This is a genomic window from Sporosarcina saromensis (assembly GCF_054901285.1).
Genome location: NZ_CM142738.1, coordinates 1,885,515 through 1,905,000 on the forward strand (window position 1 = coordinate 1,885,515; position 19,486 = coordinate 1,905,000).

Sequence of the window (19,486 nt, forward strand, 5' to 3'; positions counted from 1 at the left end):
ACCCCCTTTCTATAAAAAATATAGCACATTTCCATAACAGAAATGTGCTGAAATTTACGTATGTGCTTTCTGATCTTCATCTGCCAAAAAGTCTTCGAAATCCTGTACGGGTTTTCTTTTTGCATAATAAAGAAATGCAAATCCCACCATAAACAAGAGTCCGGTTAAGATGAACACTGACGAGATACCGACAAATCCACTGATAATCCCACCAAACATTGGACCGATAATGTTGCCGAGGAATCGGAAACTCGTATTGTAACCCATTACTTCACCTTGAATGTCAACAGGTGCTTCACGTCTGACAAGCGCTGTTGTAATCGGAGTCATCCCACCAATCGCAATTCCGAATAACAGACGCCAAATCATGAGATGCCAAATCGAAGATACAAACGCTTGCGGGACGATAAAGATGAATGACAGAACGAGTAGCGCACCCAACACCTTTTCATACCCAATGTCATCGCCAAGTTTGCCCCATTTGCGTGCGAACAAAAGGTTTCCGACTCCAGCAGCACTGAACGTCAACCCTGCAAGGAAAGCGACATCATTTGAATCTGTTAACTCAGCGACATAGAGCGATAAGAGCGGCTGGATGCTAAAGTTCCCAATTTGAATTAACGCTGTTACAATCATGACATTGAGCATAAGCCTATGATGCAACAATCCTGAAAGAATCGTTTTCCGCGAATAATGAACGGCTTTTTCGTTTTTCACTTTCCGTTGTTCATTAATGCCGAAAAGCACGATCAGTGCAGCGATGACAACAGAAATCGACGTAATGATAAACGTGTATTTGAATCCGAACGCATCTGCCATCAATCCACCTAAAACAGGTCCAAATAACGTCCCAGTCACGCTGCCCATTTGTAGCGTCCCAAGCTTTTTCCCTGCCTCTTCACGAGACGTCTGCGATGAAACGAACGCCAATGAGGTAGGAATGAATCCGGTCACAACACCATTGAAGAGTCGGAGAACAAAAAACGCTTCCACCGAGTGAACGAACCCCATTAAAAAGACGGACGTCGCAATCCCAAAGCCATTTATTAATAGAATTGGTTTAAACCCATATTTGTCGGCAATCCTTCCCCAAATCGGTGACATGATTAACGCGGTGATAAATGTCGCCCCGAAAATTAGCCCGGACCATTTTTGGACATATGCATCCGAATGATCGCCGAATGTCTCAATATACAAAGATAAAAAAGGCATAATCATCGTCATTGTGCCAGCAACTAAAAAGTTCGCAACCCATATGATGATAAAATTCCGTTTTTGAATCGTCATGTTAACCCTGCTTTCATGTACAATGCCGTCTCGTTCGTCGACAAAAGTCATCCCAAAACAGATTTCCCTCTGCCGCAATACGTTAAACGCTCTATTGTACTGGATACAGTATAAATCAATTCGGGAGTCGAAGGAAGTTTCTTGCTTATCCATCGAAAAACGAAAAGGGATATGGTAAACTAAATCAGGGTGAATGAAAATGAAAAAATCGACACTAGCATTGGTTATGGCAATGGTCATGATTTTTGTTGCTGCTTGTGGTCAAAGTAAAGACGAGCAAGTCGATAAACAACCAACAAATAATAATGACTCGACGAACGCATCAGGCGATTCGACAAATGAGGAGGCCGAAAGTATGTATCCACAATTATCAACTGAAGTAGCAGCAAATGAAGCATTGGTCGTTATGAACACAACGATGGGGCCAATCAAAATTAAACTATTCCCGGAGCAAGCGCCAAAGACTGTAGAAAACTTTCTGACGCATGCTGAAAACGGCTATTACGACGGCATCATCTTCCACCGTGTAATTAATAATTTCATGATCCAAGGTGGAGACCCAACAGGTACAGGTATGGGCGGAGAAAGTATATACGGTTCTTCTTTTGAAGACGAATTCACGATGAACCTTTTTAATCTTAGAGGTGCGCTATCAATGGCGAACGCTGGTCCAAACACAAACGGTAGCCAGTTCTTCATCGTTCAAGCATCCAGTGCACCAGGAAGTTCAAATCAATTGAAACAAGGTGGCTGGCCGGAAGAAATCGCTGATGCATACGCTGAAATGGGTGGAACACCACACCTTGACCAAAAACATACAGTATTTGGACAAGTTATCGAAGGTATGGATGTAGTGGACAAAATCGCTGCAGCAGAAACAGATCGTTCCGACAAGCCGACAGAAGAAATCTCAATCGAATCGATTGAAATCTTGCAGAAATAATCCAACCAGTAAGGAAGTGTCCGTAAATGAACGTTATCCTTATGCCGTTCCTTTACTTTCCAGAGGATAAATCCGAATACATCCCGGCATTTTTCTCCTTCGTTTTTTTCATGATTCTTCTCGTCCTCACATTCATGTGGATTAAGAAAAACTCAAAAAAACAAGAAGAAGAAACGCGCGAACTTGAAGAACGCATTCTTCGCGAACGCCGTGAAGCCCGTGAAAAACACCAACAATCCCACGAATAAACGAAAGGACATCCGCCACTAACAAATGGGGCAGGTGTCCTTTTTGCATGTCTTATATTATCTACATTCACATCTTTGTTAAATCGCGAACAAAAAATATGTGCCGATAGCAAAAAAATTAAGCCCGCGTTCAAGAACTGGTCCCGTGCGCTCATGGAAGAGCAATCCGCGCTCAAGAACCAGCCCTGCGTGCTAAAAAACCGCTTCTCCTTCGCAAAAAGAAAGCAATTTCCATTCCAACGACAAATTGACTTAAAGCATGTGGCAAAAATCAATCCATCAGGCTACCTTTGACACACACAGCATACACAATAAAAAAGAAGAATCCAAGAACGGATTCTTCTGAAAAACGTTAAGCTTGCATTGCAGTTATGAAGCGCTTCACGCCGTCTTCCACTACAGAACGAGGCGTTGCGATGTTCATTCGTAGGAAACCTCTGCCTGCTTCACCATACTTCGTGCCTGGCTCAAGCGCAAGTTTTCCGTTGTTTAATAATTTGTCCATCATATCTTCTTCCGATAAACCCGTTCCTCGGTAATCGATCCATAACAAATAGGTTGCCTCAGGTTTTTGAATGGCGATACCCGGTACAGCTTTCGGCAATTCATTGATGACATAATCCATGTTTGTTGAAAGTGTTTCAAGTAGTTCATCTAACCAAGCTTCACACTCCGTGTAAGCTGACTTGAGCGCGGAAGCAGCGAAAGCGTTCAACTCCATTTGTCCGTGTGCCATTGCATTTTTCTGTAAGGCAGTTTTTAACTCTTCGTCGCTTGTAATCATGATGGCAGCTTGTACACCAGCCAAGTTGAAAGTTTTTGTCGGAGCGACACACGTGACAATTTTTCCACCTTCTTCTTCAGCGAGTTTGGCAAGTGGAATATGTGTTGCACCTGGTAACACGAGGTCGGCGTGGATTTCATCTGAAAGCACGAGCACGTCATATTGGTTACAGAGACGTAAAATTTGTCGTAAATCCGCTTCTGACCATACGATACCTGCCGGGTTATGTGGATTACATAATATGAAGATTTTAATATCTTGTTGCAAACATTTTTCGAATGCTTCAAAGTCGATTGAGTACTCCCCATTGTCTTCAAGGAGAGCACATTCTACAATGTTTCGCTCTTGATGACCCGGTACGTTGAAAAACGGAGGATAGACAGGCGTCGTAATGAGAATATTGTCGCCTTTCTTCGAAAATGTTTCTACTACCGTTGCAATAGCAGGCACAACACCATGATGGAAGAGCATCCAATCATTTTGTGTTTCCCATCGGTGACGAGAAGACAACCAAGAACGTACAGCATCCTTGCACGTTTCGCATATGTATGAATAACCGAAAATGCCATGATCTAAGCGCTCTCTCATCGCTTCAATAATTGGCGGTGGAGCAGGGAAATCCATATCCGCGATCCACATCGGTAAAATTTCTTCCGCGTTTTCCACCCCGTAAACGGCTTCCATATTACCCCATTTCACGGAACGCGTATTTTTACGGCTAATGACTTGTTCGAACGCATTCATCTTAAAAACCCCTCATTTCCTTTTTTCTTTTACATTACTATGTTATCATAAATGAAAGAAAAGAAAAAAATAAGGTGACTTGACGTGCAAACTATGGACATGAACAAAAAAGCTGTCTTACTACTAGAAGATTGGGATCCTTTCAATATGGGGCGGAAGGCGTATGAGCACGAAATTGCTGATGTCGTCTCAGAACTCCAGTTGCTCGATCATCCGACAGATTTAGCAAAACGGATTAGAGAAATCTATGAACATTCCTATGAACTATGGATTCCGTTAGAAAAGTGCATGCAAATAGCATATAAGTTGTTCGCAATAAAGTACGAAGCGAAATGCATCGTATAACCAAAAGAAAGATTGTTAGGATAAAGAAAAATTATTACCGCCCGAAGCGTTAGGATACCTGCTTCAGGCGGTTTTTTATGTTCTTCATTAAAAGGATGAAACAATCAATTGAAATCCCTCGTATCATGAGCAGAGGGGAAAGAGAGTGAGGGTGACACATGGAAGAAACGGACTTGATCCAGAAAGCGCAGAACGGAGATCGGTCAGCTTTCACAGAATTAATGAATCGTTATTACCGGACTGTTGAAAAATTTGCTTATCAATGTGGTGTCCGTGTTGATGATATTCCGGATGTTACACAGGAGGTCTTCATAAAGCTCTATCGATTCTTACCGCAGTTCAATCAACAGCGATTTACGACATGGTTATACAAAATTACACTGAATGCTGCTCGGGATTATTACCGAAAAGCAGGTCGGGAGACGGACAAAGAAGAACGGGTTAAAAAGGAAATGAGTACGGTCGCACATCAGTCAGCAGAGAAACACGTGCTCCTTTTTGAAGAAGATCAGGAATTGCATAACGCGATATTGCGTTTAGATGAAAAATACCGAATTCCACTCATTTTGTTTTATTTCCAAGACTTGTCGTACCAACAAATTTCGGAAGTGTTAAACGTAACGATGGCTGCTGTGAAAACGAGGATTTTCAGAGCAAAGGATGCATTGAAAAAGGAAATTGAAACGACGGGAGGTGTATCACATGAGCAATGATCATTTTGAGAAACGAATGGAATTCTTGAAAAAGTCCTATGAACGTATTCCTTCGACTTTCGATCCGGAAGAAGTATTCAAGAAAATCGATGCGGAACATCCTCCTGCACCTGTTGAACAGAAACCTGTTAAAAAAGGTGGATTCAGACAGCGTATAACGGTTTTAGCTGTAAGCGTTGCGAGTGTATTCATCATCGGTTTCATTGCCAATGACGTCCTTGATGGAAATAACCAAAATCCGAACGAAGAAAATTTGGAAAGTGGAGAAATTGATGCCTACATCGAAGAACTGAAACAACAATTTGAAGTGGAAAAAGAAAAGCGTAGAGAGATGTTGCAGTTGGATGAAGAGCATTTTAGAATGTATGCCCAATCTAATTCAATCTCAATTTTGGATCATAAGACTTTCATACAGTCTGTTAAACAGGATGGAAATGCAAATGAGCGATTGCAAGAAGTCTACAACCGAGCAATCGAAGAACTAAAAACGCCTGCCGAAATGATTCAAGACGTAAAACGCAATCCGCTTCGGGAGGATGAAGAAGCGAGTATTGCATTCTTGAATAGTTACCGGGAAAAAGTCAAAAGATTGCAAGCCATTTACGATCAAATCGTAGAAGAAAACAAAACAGCAATTGATGCCTATGAAGTGGATCCATCTGCTGATAAAGCCGATGTCATGATGACGAGTAAAAATAGTTTTCCAGAGCCGCTTCAAAATATTATTCATACGATGAAAGAACAATCGATTCAATTGCATTCGGGGAAATATACAGGAGAAATTAAATCCAAATTTTATCTATCGAGGTCAGCTGAAGAACTTTCTTCTAAACTTCATGATTTCACAAATGCATACATTCATATGCTTGCTGATGAACCGTATATGTATGCAGGAGTCCTTGAATATACCGTCCCTGAGACAGTCGAAAAGATCACAGCAATGGAACGAACATTGATGAACGTCCAACAGGATTCATCCTTGTATCCGGTTATGCAAACGTACTTTGTGATGCTATTTAATGAAATTGTCAAAGGGAGCGAACAAACGAAAATCTTTGATGCGGATGGTGTATTGTTACCGGAGTACCAGGAGGCATGGACCAATCTATCGTATAGTGGAAACGCAACACCATTGACCTATCTTATGAGGCCGATTGTTAAAGAGATGAAGGCTTCAGATTGGCGGCAATCAGAGCATTGGGATTCACTCAACTATAATGATCTAGAAGAAGCACTCGTCCTTTATCGTGAAGGGGTGTTAGAAGAATACATGTATGGTGAAATGCCTGTATTCGAAGAGAAGGCGGTTGTCCTGCCAAATGAGGCATTTGATCAGGAAGTTAAAGAACTCTACAGCGCATTCAAAAAGTCGTATGACAAGTCCGTGTTAAAAGGGATTTCACCTGTGCATATTGTAGGGATTTTCAACTATGCAAATGAAGTCGAAGACCCCAAAACGATGTATCGACTATTCAATGAAAATTATGGAGATATGTCGGAAACAGGTTTCTCAGAGGAGCAATATATCGACTTTTACCGAAAAGGTCTCTCCTTATTTAGAAACGCAACGGATATTAAATTTACAAATGAAAACATAAACCGTTACGAACATGCACTTTATGGTTTTGTTACGATTAACAATGGCGCGGAAGTTAAAAATTCAGTACATCTCACATATGGTGAAGATGATGTATGGAAAATTAGAGACATGTATCTTGAAAAACTTCCATCGTACGAACAATCACCCGAAATACCAATTGACGAGATGACACTTAAGCATATGAAAGAGCTCTATGAAACCTTTAAAGAGTCGAAAAATCCAGCTAACTTATACGGAGAAGTAGCGTTGACAATAATGAGCCTCTATTTATACGCAGGATCTTTACAAGATTATGAAACACAATATGCATTGATTTATCAAGAATTCGGTGCGGATTTAATTGAGAAGTCGGCATTTGTCGAAAATGGTGATCGATACAAATTTCCGTATGCTGAAGATATGTATACATCCATGTCCTTCAAAGGGCTTGAAGAAGACCAAGATGGCAATTGGCCTGGTGTCGCCACGTTTACAGTAAATCAAGAAAAGTATCCAAAACTGCCAGCTGCACAACAATTTCATATGCTTTGGACAGATGACGGATGGCGCGTCAATGTTAATCATTTAAAATAAACAAAAAAGACTGCGAATTCTGCGGTCTTTTTCTATATTCTTTGTTATAGTAAAGAAAGGGATGTTTTGGAAAGCAGGGGGAGAGTACATGAATGAAGAGAAGCAACCAACCTTAGAGACGGATAAAGAGTCTTCTTTGGAATGGATACGCCTGATGTTGCCGCATATGGAACGTCTCGCAATCCAATATGGGCTAAGACCGCAACAAGCTGCAAACTTTGTAGAAATTGTGTTTCAAAAATTGTATGAAAACAGAAGTGAAGCATTGCATGAGGATGATACGATTAGAATTTTGCTCAGTCGGTTAGAGGACGTTACCATTCATCCGTCCGATGAAAAACTCTTTGCATTTAAAGAAGACGAGGTTTTGCATAACCGCATTATTGAATTACCAAAAGAAGTTAGGATACCTTTTATCTTGAACCTGTTTCACAACAAATCTCCAGCACAAATTGCGGAGATTCTAAACGTGCCAACAGGAGTAGTGGAAACAAAACTTGCTGAAGCTTTTCAGCAACTGGATGAACCGAACCTAGAAAAAAAGTTGGAGTTTTTACATACGTCTTATGGAAGATTGCAAACTCTTTATGATGAAGACCGGATATTCACACACACTACACATCATTCAATTGAGCCGACAAAATTAAAGGGGAAAAAACCGAAACGAAAGACGTTAGCGATGTGGAGTTTAGGCGTCGCCATGTTATTCACGTTACTTTTTGTATCTGTAACAAATAGTGAAGCCTATCAAAAATCCGCCAGTGAGAAATTCATCGAAAAAACCGAAGAGGAATTTGAGAAAGAAATCGCCAAACGATTCGAACTTGCTGGATTGACGAAACGAACAGCGATTACTATGAATCATTATAATATGTATGGTGAAGACACAAGGTTAAATTTTAAAGATTGGTTACGAGCATTAACAAGAGAGTTAGAAGAAAATGGGAAGATTGATAGAAAGAAGGCGAAAGAAGACTACGCAGCTCTCATTAATGAGCTGAAGTTGCCGTCAGAGTGGATGGCAGAATTAAAGAATAAACCTTTAGTCAACGATCGGACAGCGAGTATAGCGTTTATCGGGAATTTGTTTGGTAGTTCCACCATGCTTATTCAATCTTATTTAGCTATCCTTCAGGAACACGAAGATATCATACCTACTTATGAATGGAATGACAATGGCGAGGTGATCGTCCAAACGTTAGCTGAAAACGAAGTAGGTTACCCCAAACAGCTCCAAGATGCATTAAAAGGAATGAAGACACAAAATTTTTCTGTAGTAGTGTCTGACAATATGTTCTACTATCCACAGTTTGGGGATGAACAGCTCATCGAAGATATTCAAAACAAATTACATCCGAGTGTACGTGAGTATGTGAATCTGTTAATGGGTGGTATGGAAGAGATCGTTAAAAAACCGCTCGACGAACAAGTTAATCTACTTTTTTTCGTTGAAGACGATTTAATGGGCGATGAATTAACGGGGATATTCTCTAACGAATACGTTGAACAAGTGATTGTAGGGTCATATATGTGGCTCTTTCATTCCATACTTGGCCTTGAAAGTGAAGCGGTGGATTCTAGTTATGACCTTACTGGTGCCATTAAACCGGAATATCAAAAAGTGTGGAAGCAAATTGCGGACCGTGAACAACCATCGCCAGCTGCTACAGTCATGACAACCGTCATTGAAAATATGGAGGAGGAAGGTTGGTCGCGGTATACTCTGGATAATCAAAATAGCTATATGGAAATTTATAATCTTATTTGGCCAATTATCCACGAAAAGAAAGAAAAAAATAAGTGAAATTTTCCGACTGCTTTGCCAAATTTTTGTTGTGAAAGGGCTTTCTATGGTATAATTATTGATGGCCGCATAGGCAAATTCGATAGATGTAGATTGGGAGCTGTTTCGCATGGGCAGAACATACGAAGTGGGGGAAGAGCTGACTGGTAAGGTAACGGGCATCCAGCCATATGGCGCATTCGTGGCATTGGATGAAGAGACACAAGGACTCGTCCATATTTCGGAAATCACGTACGGTTTCGTCAGAGATATTAATGAGTATCTTGCTGTAGGCGACGTTGTAAAAGTGAAAGTACTGGAAGTGGATGAAGACGCAGGTAAAATCAGTTTGTCCATTCGGGCATTGCAAGAAGCGCCACCCGCCACACAAAAACCGAGCCGTCCCCGAAAATCATTGCAAGACAAAGTAAAAGAGCATGACGCAGAAGGATTTAACTCGTTAAAAGACAAACTAAAAGACTGGATTACACGGTCTGGTTATTAAAAAATGGGAGTAGGCTTAATCGCCTCTCCCATTTTTTACCTTTCGTAAACGATATTGAAGATTTTGCCTACTCATTCCAAGTGCTTGCGCCGTTTTGGTAATATTATCTTCATGCAACTTCATCGCTTTTTGTAAGTAATATGCTTCCGCATCTTTTAAATATTGATCGAGCGGCAATAAATCTTTCTGGTGTTGGACAACAAAATCCGTGTCTTGTAAAGGTGTGTCGTTCAACCCATTGCTTTTCATCCGAAAATGCAAAGGCAACATATCGTATGTAATGACCGACTCTGTACTTGCAAGCGACGTAATTTCGTCTAAAAGAAACTCAAGTTCTCGCATATTGCCTGGCCATTCATATCGTAAAAACAATTCCTCGACTTCTGTAGTTATTCCTTCTAGGGAAGAACCAAACCGCTCTCTTCTCTTCGCTAAATACGAAGTAATGAAAGCAAGTATGTCCTCTTTTCGTTTCCGCAAAGGGGAAATGCGAATTGCAAAAGAAGCAAAAAAGTAATACAGATCTTTCAATAAAGCTCCTTTAGCGATCAGTTCAACAGGGTCATCGCCGATACTTGCGATGAATTGATTGCCAGGTTGTACCGCCTTTTTTAGAAAAGAAAACAGTTTCTGTTGAAGTGGTATGGATAATAAATCAATCCGATCACAAAATAACGTGAATGCATCATGTTCAGTTAAGTCTTCATCCAATCGATCGATGAGCGACTCGTCTGAACGATGACAAAAAAGTGTATAGAAAGGACCGTTTACAGGAGAAAATTCATTATGAATACTCTCCGCCAGTAAATCTTTTCCTGTACCAGATTCACCAATCAGCAACACGGGTAGTTTTGCTTGAGAGGCTTTTAGTGCAGTAGAAACAACCGCTTGCATTTCTTCCGATGCTGCAATAATTTGATTGAACGTTACAGGGTCACTATTTTTTCGGAGGGGATGAAGAATAAATTTCTCAAGAGCTGTTACATCTCGTGCAATTTCCACAGCACCGATTAGTTCCCCATTGCTAAAGACGGGATACGTATCGTTAATGGTCGTAATTTCGTTTCCTTTGCGGTTCCAATATGTCTGTTTCACATTCAACTGCTCAATACCGCTTTGCAACACTTTTAACAATGTACTTTCTTCTTGATTAAAATTAAATAGCTCAATTATTGATCGATCTGCAACTTCTTCCAGCTCTAATCCTTCAATGGCTTTCATTTTATGATTGTATATGACCGTACGGCCGTTTTTATCAATTGCATGGATTCCTACACCGGCACGATTCACTGCAAATTCATATAAAGGAAAGAGGGCTTTTTCGATTTTATCCATCATCAAAAACACCTTCCGTGTACTTTTTTTCGTGATTTAAATAAAAACACTTGAAATGTGCAACAATCTCTTGCATTATTATAAATGTAATCAAAGATTAAATGCAAATTTTTTTTGCGTATCATAACGGAGGAGGAGTAACATGATTCCATACAAACACGAACCATTTACAGATTTTACACAAGAAGAAAACAAAAAAGCCTTTTTAGACGCTCTACAAACAGTTGAAGGCTATCTTGGGCAAGATTACCCTCTAATCATCGGCGGCGAACGCATTATGACCGAAGACAAACTTGTATCGACAAACCCTGCGAACAAAGAAGAAGTCGTCGGCCGCGTTTCAAAAGCGAGCAGAGACCTTGCTGAAAAAGCGATGCAAACTGCTGATGCAACATTCAACACTTGGAAAAAAGTAAAACCTGAATTCCGTGCAGACGTTCTTTTCAAAGCTGCTGCAATCGTACGTCGTCGCAAACATGAATTTTCAGCGCTTTTAACAAAAGAAGCAGGTAAGCCATGGAACGAAGCGGATGCAGATACTGCAGAAGCAATCGACTTCTTAGAGTACTATGGCCGTCAAATGTTGAAACTAAAAGACGGTATGCCAGTTGAAAGCCGTCCAGGTGAGTTCAACCGTTTCGACTACATTCCTTTAGGTGTAGGTGTTGTCATCTCTCCATGGAACTTCGCATTCGCGATTATGGCAGGTACAACAGTAGCTGCACTCGTAACGGGTAACACAGTTCTATTGAAACCAGCATCTACAACACCAGTTGTTGCATATAAATTTATCGAAGTATTAGAAGAAGCAGGTATGCCTGCAGGCGTAGTGAACTACATTCCAGGTTCAGGCGCTGAAGTTGGGGACTACCTTGTAGATCACCCAAGAACTCGTTTCATTTCTTTCACAGGATCACGCGAAGTCGGTTCCCGTATTTACGAACGTGCTGGAAAAGTGAACGAAGGCCAAATTTGGTTGAAGCGTGTTATCGCTGAAATGGGTGGTAAAGACACAATCGTTGTTGACAACGAAGCGGATCTTGAATTGGCAGCACAATCCATCGTGAAATCAGCATTCGGATTCAGCGGACAAAAATGTTCTGCTTGTTCACGTGCAGTCATTCACGAAGATGTGTATGACCAAGTCGTTTCTAGAGTGGAAGAGTTAACAAAAGCATTGACTTACGGTGATCCAACAGACCAATCCAACTTCGCAGGTCCGGTTATCGACCAAGCTTCATTCGACAAAATCATGAGCTATATCGAAATCGGAAAAGAAGAAGGCCGTCTAATCGCTGGTGGAGAAGGCGACAGCTCAAAAGGTTATTTCATTGCACCTACAGTATTTGCTGACCTCGCTCCAGATGCACGCATCATGCAAGAAGAAATCTTCGGACCAGTTGTTGGTTTGACAAAAGCGAAAAGCTTTGACGAAGCAATTGAAATTGCAAACAACACAGACTACGGCTTAACAGGTGCTGTTATTACAAACAATCGCGCACATATCGAACAAGCGCGCGAAGATTTCCACGTAGGAAACTTATACTTCAACCGTGGATGCACAGGTGCAATCGTTGGTTACCAACCATTCGGTGGTTTCAACATGTCAGGTACAGACTCAAAAGCGGGCGGTCCTGATTACTTGCAACTTCACATGCAAGGTAAAACGACTTCAGAAACACTTTAATAACTAATTGGAGGCAGTTCTAGGACTGCTTCCATATTTACATATCTTAAGGAGGGAATTAGATGTCAATTTCAGAAAAGTTGATTAACCAAACGAATAAATTTGGTGCAAATAACTACAATCCACTTCCGATTGTCATTTCAGAAGCGGAAGGTGTTTGGGTAAAGGATCCAGAAGGTAATAAATATATGGATATGCTTTCAGCGTATTCTGCGGTTAACCAAGGTCATCGTCACCCTAAAATCATTCAAGCGCTAAAAGATCAAGCGGACAAAGTAACCTTGACGTCACGCGCGTTCCACAACGATCAACTCGGCCCATGGTACGAAATGATCTGCAAACTATCTGGTAAAGATATGACATTGCCAATGAACACAGGTGCTGAAGCGGTAGAAACAGCTATTAAAGCAGCTCGTCGTTGGTCTTATGATGTGAAAGGTATCGCTGAAGACAAAGCTGAAATCATCGGATGCACAGGAAACTTCCACGGTCGTACGATGACAGCAGTTTCACTCTCTTCTGAAGCAGAATACAAGCGTGGATTTGGTCCGATGCTTCCAGGTATTAAACTTGTACCATTTGGTGATTTAAAAGCGTTGGAAGAAACGATTACACCAAATACAGCAGCATTCATCATCGAACCAATCCAAGGTGAAGCGGGAATTTTGATTCCACCAGCTGGCTACATGAAAGCGGCATTCGAGCTTTGTAAAAAGCACAATGTACTTTTCATTTCGGATGAAATTCAAGCTGGACTTTGCCGTACAGGTAAAATGTTCGCAAGTGAGTGGGAAGACATCGAGCCAGATATGTACATCCTCGGAAAAGCACTTGGTGGCGGCGTATTCCCGATCTCTTGTGTCGTAGCGAATAAAGATATCTTAGGTGTGTTCAACCCTGGTTCACACGGCTCAACATTCGGTGGTAATCCGATGGCGTGTGCAGTTTCAATCGCTTCTTTAGAAGTTCTTCTAGACGAGAAACTTGCTGAGAAATCATTGGAACTAGGAAATTACTTCGTAGAACAATTAAGTAAAATCAACCACCCTTCTATTAAAGAAGTACGTGGACGTGGCTTGTTCATTGGTGTTGAATTGACGGAAGCGGCTCGTCCGTATTGCGAACAATTGAAAGAGCTTGGATTGCTGTGCAAAGAAACACACGATACTGTAATCCGTTTTGCACCACCATTGATCATTACAAAAGAAGAATTAGATTGGGCTTTAGAACGCATCAACAAAGTTTTTGCAAGTTAATGAAATAGTACACAAAAACAGTGTGGACTATGGTACAATATGGGCGAAGTAGTAAGACATTATGAAATCAAAGAGGCGAACTTTTACATGACTGAAAACCTGAATCTGTTTACGTCTACGCAAGTTGTCATCAAGGAAGCACTTGACAAATTAGGCTACGATGAAGGAATGTATGATCTTCTGAAAGAACCTATACGTATGGTGGAAGTAAGAATTCCTGTCCGTATGGACGATGGAAAAGTTAAGGTGTTCACAGGATTCCGTGGACAACATAATGATGCAGTAGGACCGACAAAAGGTGGCGTTCGTTTCCATCCGCAAGTAAGTGCGGATGAAGTGCGCGCTCTCTCAATGTGGATGACATTAAAAGCTGGTATCGTTGACTTACCATATGGTGGCGGTAAAGGCGGTATTATCTGTGACCCACGTGAAATGTCTATGGGCGAATTGGAACGATTAAGCCGTGGTTATGTACGAGCATTAAGTCAGGTTATGGGACCGACAAAAGATATCCCTGCACCAGACGTGTTCACGAATGCACAAATTATGGCTTGGATGATGGATGAATATAGCAGAATTGATGAATTCAACTCACCTGGTTTCATTACAGGGAAACCGATTGTTCTCGGTGGTTCTCAAGGTCGTGACCGTGCGACTGCTGAAGGTGTAACGATCATTATTAACGAAGCGGCTAAAAAGCGTGGAATTGATATGAAAGGTGCACGTATCGTCATCCAAGGTTTCGGAAACGCTGGAAGTTTCTTATCGAAATTCCTGCATGACGCTGGAGCGAAAGTAATCGGTATTTCCGATGCTTACGGTGCATTGCATGATCCAAACGGATTGGACATTGATTACCTATTAGATCGTCGCGATAGTTTCGGTACAGTTACGACATTATTTGACAATACAATTTCTAACGAGGAATTATTAGAATTGGATTGTGATATTCTCGTTCCTGCTGCGATCGAAAATCAGATCACTGAAAAGAACGCTAACGATATTAAAGCGAAAATTGTTGTTGAAGCTGCGAATGGCCCAACAACATCTGAAGCGACTAAAATCCTTACAGAACGTGGCATTCTTCTCGTACCGGATGTTCTTGCGAGTGCAGGTGGCGTAACGGTATCTTACTTCGAATGGGTTCAAAATAACATGGGTTATTACTGGACTGAAGAAGAAGTTCGCGAAAGAATGACAACAAAAATGGTCGAGGCATTTGAAAATGTGTACAACGTAGCGTCTACACGTAACATTGACATGCGCCTTGCTGCATATATGATTGGTATCCGCAAAACTGCTGAAGCTTCCCGTTTCCGTGGGTGGGCGTAAGCGAATGAATAGAAAAAGCATCTCCTGAACAGTGGGAGATGCTTTTTCATGCTTCTTCAGTTCCTGCTAGGGTGTTAGTTTCACGCTCTTCATAGCGCCAATGTTCAAATAGCAAGCCTAACGACAGTAGACCGGAAATCCCAATCAGTACAAAAAAGAAACGGGCTAACGGTTTCGCGTACCCACCAGCGAATTGTGCGACAACATCGTAACTGAATAAGCCGACAACACCCCAGTTCAAAGCGCCAATAATTGTGATGGCAAGGGCCACTCGCTTGATTTTCTCCATGACACACCTCCTTATCTCCAAAATACCCCAATAGGACAGCTTCCATACTTGCAACGGATTATTCATTCTTGGATAATGAGTACTACAAAAGAGGAGGCGAAAGAGATGCATGAATTTACATTTCACAACCCGGTAAAATTAGTCTTTGGTAAAAATTCCATTTCAAAATTAACGAATGAATTAGCTGCATACGGTAATAAAATTCTTCTCGTGTATGGCGGAGGAAGCATTAAGCGCAATGGTTTATATAATGAAGTGGTCGAACTTCTGAGTAAAGCAGGAAAGGAACTATATGAACTACCAGGAGTCGAGCCGAATCCACGTCTTTCCACAGCGAAGAAAGGGGCGGCGATTTGTAAAGAGGAAGGTATCGATTTCATATTGGCTGTCGGGGGTGGTTCTGTCCTGGATTGTACAAAATTGATAGCAACAGCGGCGAAGTATGAAGGCGATGCATGGGATTTTGTCAGTAAAAAAGCGACGCCGACCGATGCAATTCCATTTGGTACCATATTGACGATGGCGGCAACAGGTTCTGAAATGAATGCAGGTTCTGTTATTACAAACGAAGAAACAGAGGAGAAATACGGATGGGGAAGTCCTTTCAATTTCCCGAAATTCTCAATTCTCGATCCAACGTATACGCTTTCCTTACCGCGTGATCAAACCGTTTATGGAATTGTCGATATGATGTCCCACATAATGGAACAGTATTTTCATAAAGCTACCAATACACCGTTGCAAGATGAACTTTGTGAAAGTGCATTACGGGTAATTATGCGCGCTGGTGAAAAACTAGTAGATGACCTGCAAAATTACGAGTTACGTGAAACGATTTTATTAAGCGGAACGTGGGGATTGAATGGATTCTTAGGGATGGGGAATGCTGGTGGCGACTGGGGGACACATGAGATTGAACATGCCGTCTCAGCAGTCTATGATATTCCGCATGCTGGAGGATTGGCGATTCTGTTCCCGCATTGGATGAAACATGCTATGCAGTTGAATCCTGAACGCTTTGCGAAGTTTGCAACAAATGTTTTTCAAGTTGATCCAACAGGAAAGACTACTGAAGAAACTGCAATGGAAGGAATAGAACAGCTCCGTAAGTATTGGTCATCAATTGGTGCACCTGAAAGGCTGAAAGACTACCATATTGACGAATCTAAAATTGAGCTTATGGCTGAAAAAGCTTCTGTAAACGGACCAGTAGGCAGGTTTGCTCAATTGACAAAAGAAGACGTAAAATCAATTTTAGTCGCTTCATTATAAAAAGAAGTACGCAGGAACTCGTCGGTGAGTTCTACTGCGTACTTTTTCATTCGGGTAACTTTTTGCGTGCTTCTTCTGAAATCGCCAATTCGTTAACGCCTTTCCATGTTTTGATGCCATCATCTTCATCAAATGAAATAAGGGCTTCGCGAACGCCTTTTTGTTTTAATATTAATGCTAGCAAACGATCCCTTATATCATCAATATACTCAAGTGTTTTTGAGGAATCGACTTCTGCCACTACTTCTACATGGAGAAATTCCCCTTCTTTAATCACCTCAACTCTTTGTAGATCTTTAACATCCGGGTCCTCAGCTACGATGTACGCAATGTGATTTAACATTTCTTCATCGGTTTCTCCTATAGCACCTCTTGCGTTTTCAAGAAATATTTTGCCAACGACATAAAACATCATGAGACCTATTAACACCGATGCAATTCCTTCTGCCGCAAGAAATCCAGTGAAATGTGCTACAAGGACGGCAGTAAAAGCTAATACTCCACCAATTGTTGCAACCAAATCTTCCATAAAAACAAGCTTTGTGGCAGGCTTAGCACGATTCAAATGCGTGAAACTGTATAGAAGTGCTTTAAACCCTTTCGCATCGTTTCCAGTTTCATGTGCAATTTCTTTTGCTGCTTTTAATAAGACGTACAGTTCCAACACAATTGCAAGCCCAAGTACGCTTAAATTAATGGTGAGTCCTGACGTTTCAGTAGGATGAAGAATATGATGCCAACCTTCTTTAACTGCTTCATAAGACATAATCGCAACTACAATGACAGCTCCTAAGCAGACGAGGTTGACGACTCTGCCAAATCCGTTTGGAAATTTTGGTGTCGGCGCTTTTTTAGAGAGCGCGGAACCAATGTAAACGAAGAATTGATTGGCCGCATCGCCTAATGAGTGTAATGTTTCTGCGAACATTGCAACGTTACCAGTTAACATATAGGCAATACCTTTTAAGATAGCAATGATTGTATTAATTACACCAGCAAGCAATGAAGGTTTGTTTCCATCTTTTAAGAGTTTGATAAAATCCTGCATAAAGGTTCCTCCATTTAAGGGAATATTTCTAGTTCAACTGATTCGATATAAGGTAGTTCAGTCAATTCAACATATAGTTGGGATGTTTTTTTCTTAGGTAATGCATTTAATCTAAAATCGAGTTCATGCATGTGAGGTTTGCCATCTTCAGGGATTAGTTGTCTGATTCGAAGATTTTCCACAGACATACTTTCATCACTTAGCTTTCCAATCAATTCATCAATCTTACTTCTATCTGAAATGATAATAATACATGAAGCTTCTTTTGAGCGTATTCTACGCGGACCAAACCGATCCAATATAGGTGCAATGACTTCGATTACAAACAATACACTTATAACAGCGAATGCAGCTTCAATATAAAAACCAGCTCCAACGGCAATACCAATACTCGCCGAACCCCAAATCATTGCAGCAGTTGTTAAGCCGGTAATACTATCATTGTCCCTTCGTAAGATTGCTCCCGCACCAAGAAAGCCAATACCACTAACAATTTGTGCTGCTAGACGTAATGGATCCATCGTTACATTGATATCATCTCGGGCGGGTACTAAATAAGCAGCTTCCATAGAAACAATCGTCAATAGACAACTAAATGTTGAGATGACTGCACTTGTTTTTAATCCAATCGGTTTCTTCTTTATTTCCCTCTCTACACCGATGACTAAACTTAGTCCTAATGCTAACGCGATTTTAATTAAGACATCCGGATACATCGAATTGTCGGCAATCCAGTCCATTCTAATTCTCCCCCTACTAGCATCTTCAAACCACTCCTGTGCTATACTCTTTATATTGTCTTTATCCATAAACAATGACAAACTAACATGAAACTTACAACGAAAGAGATGTGTACCATATGGAAAAGCCTTCTATCCACCCGTATATTCCGATTATCATAGGAGTTATCTCAGTCGCCTTATCAGCGATCTTTGTTAAATTATCTACAGCTGATGCGGGAGTTATCGCTTTTTATAGAATGTTGTTCTCTGTTTTATTGATGCTCCCATTATTTTTAATGAAGTACCGTAAAGAATTATTGGTCTTTACGAAGAGAGATTGGATCTTTTCTTCGATAGCAGGAATTTTTCTTGCCTTTCACTTTATCTTATGGTTCGAATCACTTAATTACACTTCTGTTGCGAGTTCAACTGTTTTGGTGACCCTACAACCTATTTTTGCGTTTGTCGGAACGTATTTCTTCTTTAAAGAAAAACTCTCCATGAAGACGATCTTATCTGCAGTTATTGCAATTAGTGGAAGTATCATTATCAGTTGGAGCGATTTTCAGTTAAGCGGTACAGCTTTCTACGGAGATATGCTCGCTTTGGCAGGTTGTGCGTTTATTACAGCATATCTTCTTTTTGGGCAAGAAGTGCGTAAACGTTTATCTCTTATTACATATACGTTCGTTCTGTATGCAATCAGTACAATTACATTATTCTTTTATGTGTTGGTAAAGGGAGAATCATTTGGTCCGTATTCGTCAACTGACTGGTTCTGGTTTTTTATGCTTGCGCTTATTCCGAATTTGCTCGGCCACTCGCTATTCAATTGGGCAGTAAAGTGGGTAAGTACAAACGTCATTTCAATTGCCATTCTTTTTGAACCAGTAGGAGCTTCAATATTGGCGTATTACATCTTTCATGAGACGCTTACTTCAGCGCAAATTATTGGCGGAATCGTTGTCATAGCAGGCATTCTTCTCTTCATCATTGATCCAAGAAAAATTCATCGTAAAT

The 19,486-nt window shown here is 40.9% G+C and carries 18 protein-coding genes (1 of these 18 running past the window's edge); 12 read left to right on the top strand and 6 right to left on the bottom strand.

Features of this window, described 5'->3' with window-relative positions:
* Nucleotides 1-54 precede the first annotated feature (54 nt).
* Nucleotides 55-1,287: an MFS transporter gene (locus tag ACVHUV_RS09330; RefSeq protein ID WP_462086834.1), complete on the bottom strand. Its 1,233-nt coding sequence runs from the start codon at nucleotides 1,285-1,287 to the stop codon at nucleotides 55-57.
* Nucleotides 1,288-1,486: 199 nt separating this feature from the next.
* Here ACVHUV_RS09330 and ACVHUV_RS09335 point away from each other — a divergent pair, with 199 nt between their 5' ends.
* Both ACVHUV_RS09335 and ACVHUV_RS09340 read left to right on the top strand, forming a co-directional pair.
* A complete protein-coding gene (locus tag ACVHUV_RS09335) occupies nucleotides 1,487-2,230 on the top strand; it encodes a peptidylprolyl isomerase (RefSeq protein ID WP_317944001.1) in 744 nt (247 codons plus the stop codon).
* 26 nt (nucleotides 2,231-2,256) lie between these two features.
* Entirely contained in the window at nucleotides 2,257-2,478 is a 222-nt protein-coding gene (locus ACVHUV_RS09340) for a hypothetical protein (protein WP_371391719.1), read from the top strand.
* Nucleotides 2,479-2,830: 352 nt separating this feature from the next.
* Here ACVHUV_RS09340 and ACVHUV_RS09345 read toward each other — a convergent pair whose 3' ends face one another.
* Complete coding sequence (locus ACVHUV_RS09345; RefSeq protein WP_462086835.1) at nucleotides 2,831-4,006, bottom strand: MalY/PatB family protein; 1,176 nt, start codon at nucleotides 4,004-4,006, stop codon at nucleotides 2,831-2,833.
* A gap of 93 nt (nucleotides 4,007-4,099) precedes the next feature.
* Between ACVHUV_RS09345 and ACVHUV_RS09350 the strand changes: the two genes are divergently transcribed.
* The 5 genes from ACVHUV_RS09350 (at nucleotide 4,100) to yugI (ending at nucleotide 9,525) form a co-directional block, all read left to right on the top strand.
* The gene (locus ACVHUV_RS09350; RefSeq protein WP_371391751.1) at nucleotides 4,100-4,351 is read left to right on the top strand and encodes a DUF1871 family protein; all 252 of its coding nucleotides are present in this window, start codon (nucleotides 4,100-4,102) and stop codon (nucleotides 4,349-4,351) included.
* Between the two features lie 158 nt (nucleotides 4,352-4,509).
* Nucleotides 4,510-5,064 (top strand): RNA polymerase sigma factor, encoded by a 555-nt coding sequence (locus tag ACVHUV_RS09355; protein WP_371391717.1) that lies wholly within the window; start codon nucleotides 4,510-4,512, stop codon nucleotides 5,062-5,064.
* Nucleotides 5,054-7,237 (top strand): hypothetical protein, encoded by a 2,184-nt coding sequence (locus ACVHUV_RS09360; protein ID WP_462084433.1) that lies wholly within the window; start codon nucleotides 5,054-5,056, stop codon nucleotides 7,235-7,237. The genes ACVHUV_RS09355 and ACVHUV_RS09360 overlap by 11 nt, the downstream gene beginning before the upstream one ends.
* Nucleotides 7,238-7,325: 88 nt before the next feature.
* A complete protein-coding gene (locus ACVHUV_RS09365) occupies nucleotides 7,326-9,041 on the top strand; it encodes a sigma factor-like helix-turn-helix DNA-binding protein (RefSeq protein WP_462084434.1) in 1,716 nt (571 codons plus the stop codon).
* A gap of 109 nt (nucleotides 9,042-9,150) precedes the next feature.
* Nucleotides 9,151-9,525 carry a S1 domain-containing post-transcriptional regulator GSP13 gene (gene yugI, locus ACVHUV_RS09370; RefSeq protein ID WP_317944014.1) on the top strand — a complete coding sequence of 125 codons (375 nt, stop codon included), beginning with the start codon at nucleotides 9,151-9,153 and terminating at the stop codon, nucleotides 9,523-9,525.
* A gap of 15 nt (nucleotides 9,526-9,540) precedes the next feature.
* Here yugI and ACVHUV_RS09375 read toward each other — a convergent pair whose 3' ends face one another.
* Nucleotides 9,541-10,860, bottom strand: a complete 1,320-nt coding sequence (locus ACVHUV_RS09375; protein ID WP_462084435.1) for an AAA-type ATPase lid domain-containing protein — start codon at nucleotides 10,858-10,860, stop codon at nucleotides 9,541-9,543.
* A 142-nt stretch (nucleotides 10,861-11,002) separates the two neighbouring features.
* Here ACVHUV_RS09375 and pruA point away from each other — a divergent pair, with 142 nt between their 5' ends.
* The 3 genes from pruA to ACVHUV_RS09390 all read left to right on the top strand — a co-directional run bounded on the left by pruA (nucleotide 11,003) and on the right by ACVHUV_RS09390 (nucleotide 15,135).
* Entirely contained in the window at nucleotides 11,003-12,547 is a 1,545-nt protein-coding gene (gene pruA / locus ACVHUV_RS09380) for an L-glutamate gamma-semialdehyde dehydrogenase (RefSeq protein ID WP_462084436.1), read from the top strand.
* A 62-nt stretch (nucleotides 12,548-12,609) separates the two neighbouring features.
* Nucleotides 12,610-13,803: an ornithine--oxo-acid transaminase gene (locus ACVHUV_RS09385; RefSeq protein WP_462084437.1), complete on the top strand. Its 1,194-nt coding sequence runs from the start codon at nucleotides 12,610-12,612 to the stop codon at nucleotides 13,801-13,803.
* An 87-nt stretch (nucleotides 13,804-13,890) separates the two neighbouring features.
* A complete protein-coding gene (locus ACVHUV_RS09390) occupies nucleotides 13,891-15,135 on the top strand; it encodes a Glu/Leu/Phe/Val family dehydrogenase (RefSeq protein ID WP_317944019.1) in 1,245 nt (414 codons plus the stop codon).
* A 46-nt stretch (nucleotides 15,136-15,181) separates the two neighbouring features.
* Here the strand turns inward: ACVHUV_RS09390 and ACVHUV_RS09395 are convergent, their stop codons facing one another.
* The gene (locus ACVHUV_RS09395; protein WP_317944021.1) at nucleotides 15,182-15,424 is read right to left on the bottom strand and encodes a DUF378 domain-containing protein; all 243 of its coding nucleotides are present in this window, start codon (nucleotides 15,422-15,424) and stop codon (nucleotides 15,182-15,184) included.
* 105 nt (nucleotides 15,425-15,529) lie between these two features.
* On the opposite strand from ACVHUV_RS09395, the gene ACVHUV_RS09400 reads away from it, so the two are divergent.
* Nucleotides 15,530-16,696 carry an iron-containing alcohol dehydrogenase gene (locus ACVHUV_RS09400; RefSeq protein WP_462084438.1) on the top strand — a complete coding sequence of 389 codons (1,167 nt, stop codon included), beginning with the start codon at nucleotides 15,530-15,532 and terminating at the stop codon, nucleotides 16,694-16,696.
* Between the two features lie 46 nt (nucleotides 16,697-16,742).
* On the opposite strand, the gene ACVHUV_RS09405 is transcribed toward ACVHUV_RS09400, so the two are convergent.
* Nucleotides 16,743-17,744 carry a cation diffusion facilitator family transporter gene (locus ACVHUV_RS09405; RefSeq protein ID WP_462084439.1) on the bottom strand — a complete coding sequence of 334 codons (1,002 nt, stop codon included), beginning with the start codon at nucleotides 17,742-17,744 and terminating at the stop codon, nucleotides 16,743-16,745.
* Between the two features lie 14 nt (nucleotides 17,745-17,758).
* The gene (locus ACVHUV_RS09410) at nucleotides 17,759-18,484 is read right to left on the bottom strand and encodes an MgtC/SapB family protein (protein ID WP_317944027.1); all 726 of its coding nucleotides are present in this window, start codon (nucleotides 18,482-18,484) and stop codon (nucleotides 17,759-17,761) included.
* Nucleotides 18,485-18,603: 119 nt separating this feature from the next.
* On the opposite strand from ACVHUV_RS09410, the gene ACVHUV_RS09415 reads away from it, so the two are divergent.
* On the top strand, nucleotides 18,604-19,486 hold the 5' portion of the coding sequence (locus ACVHUV_RS09415; protein WP_462084440.1) for a DMT family transporter. It continues 20 nt past the right edge of the window; the window shows 883 of its 903 coding nt (coding positions 1-883); the start codon lies at nucleotides 18,604-18,606; the stop codon falls past the right edge of the window.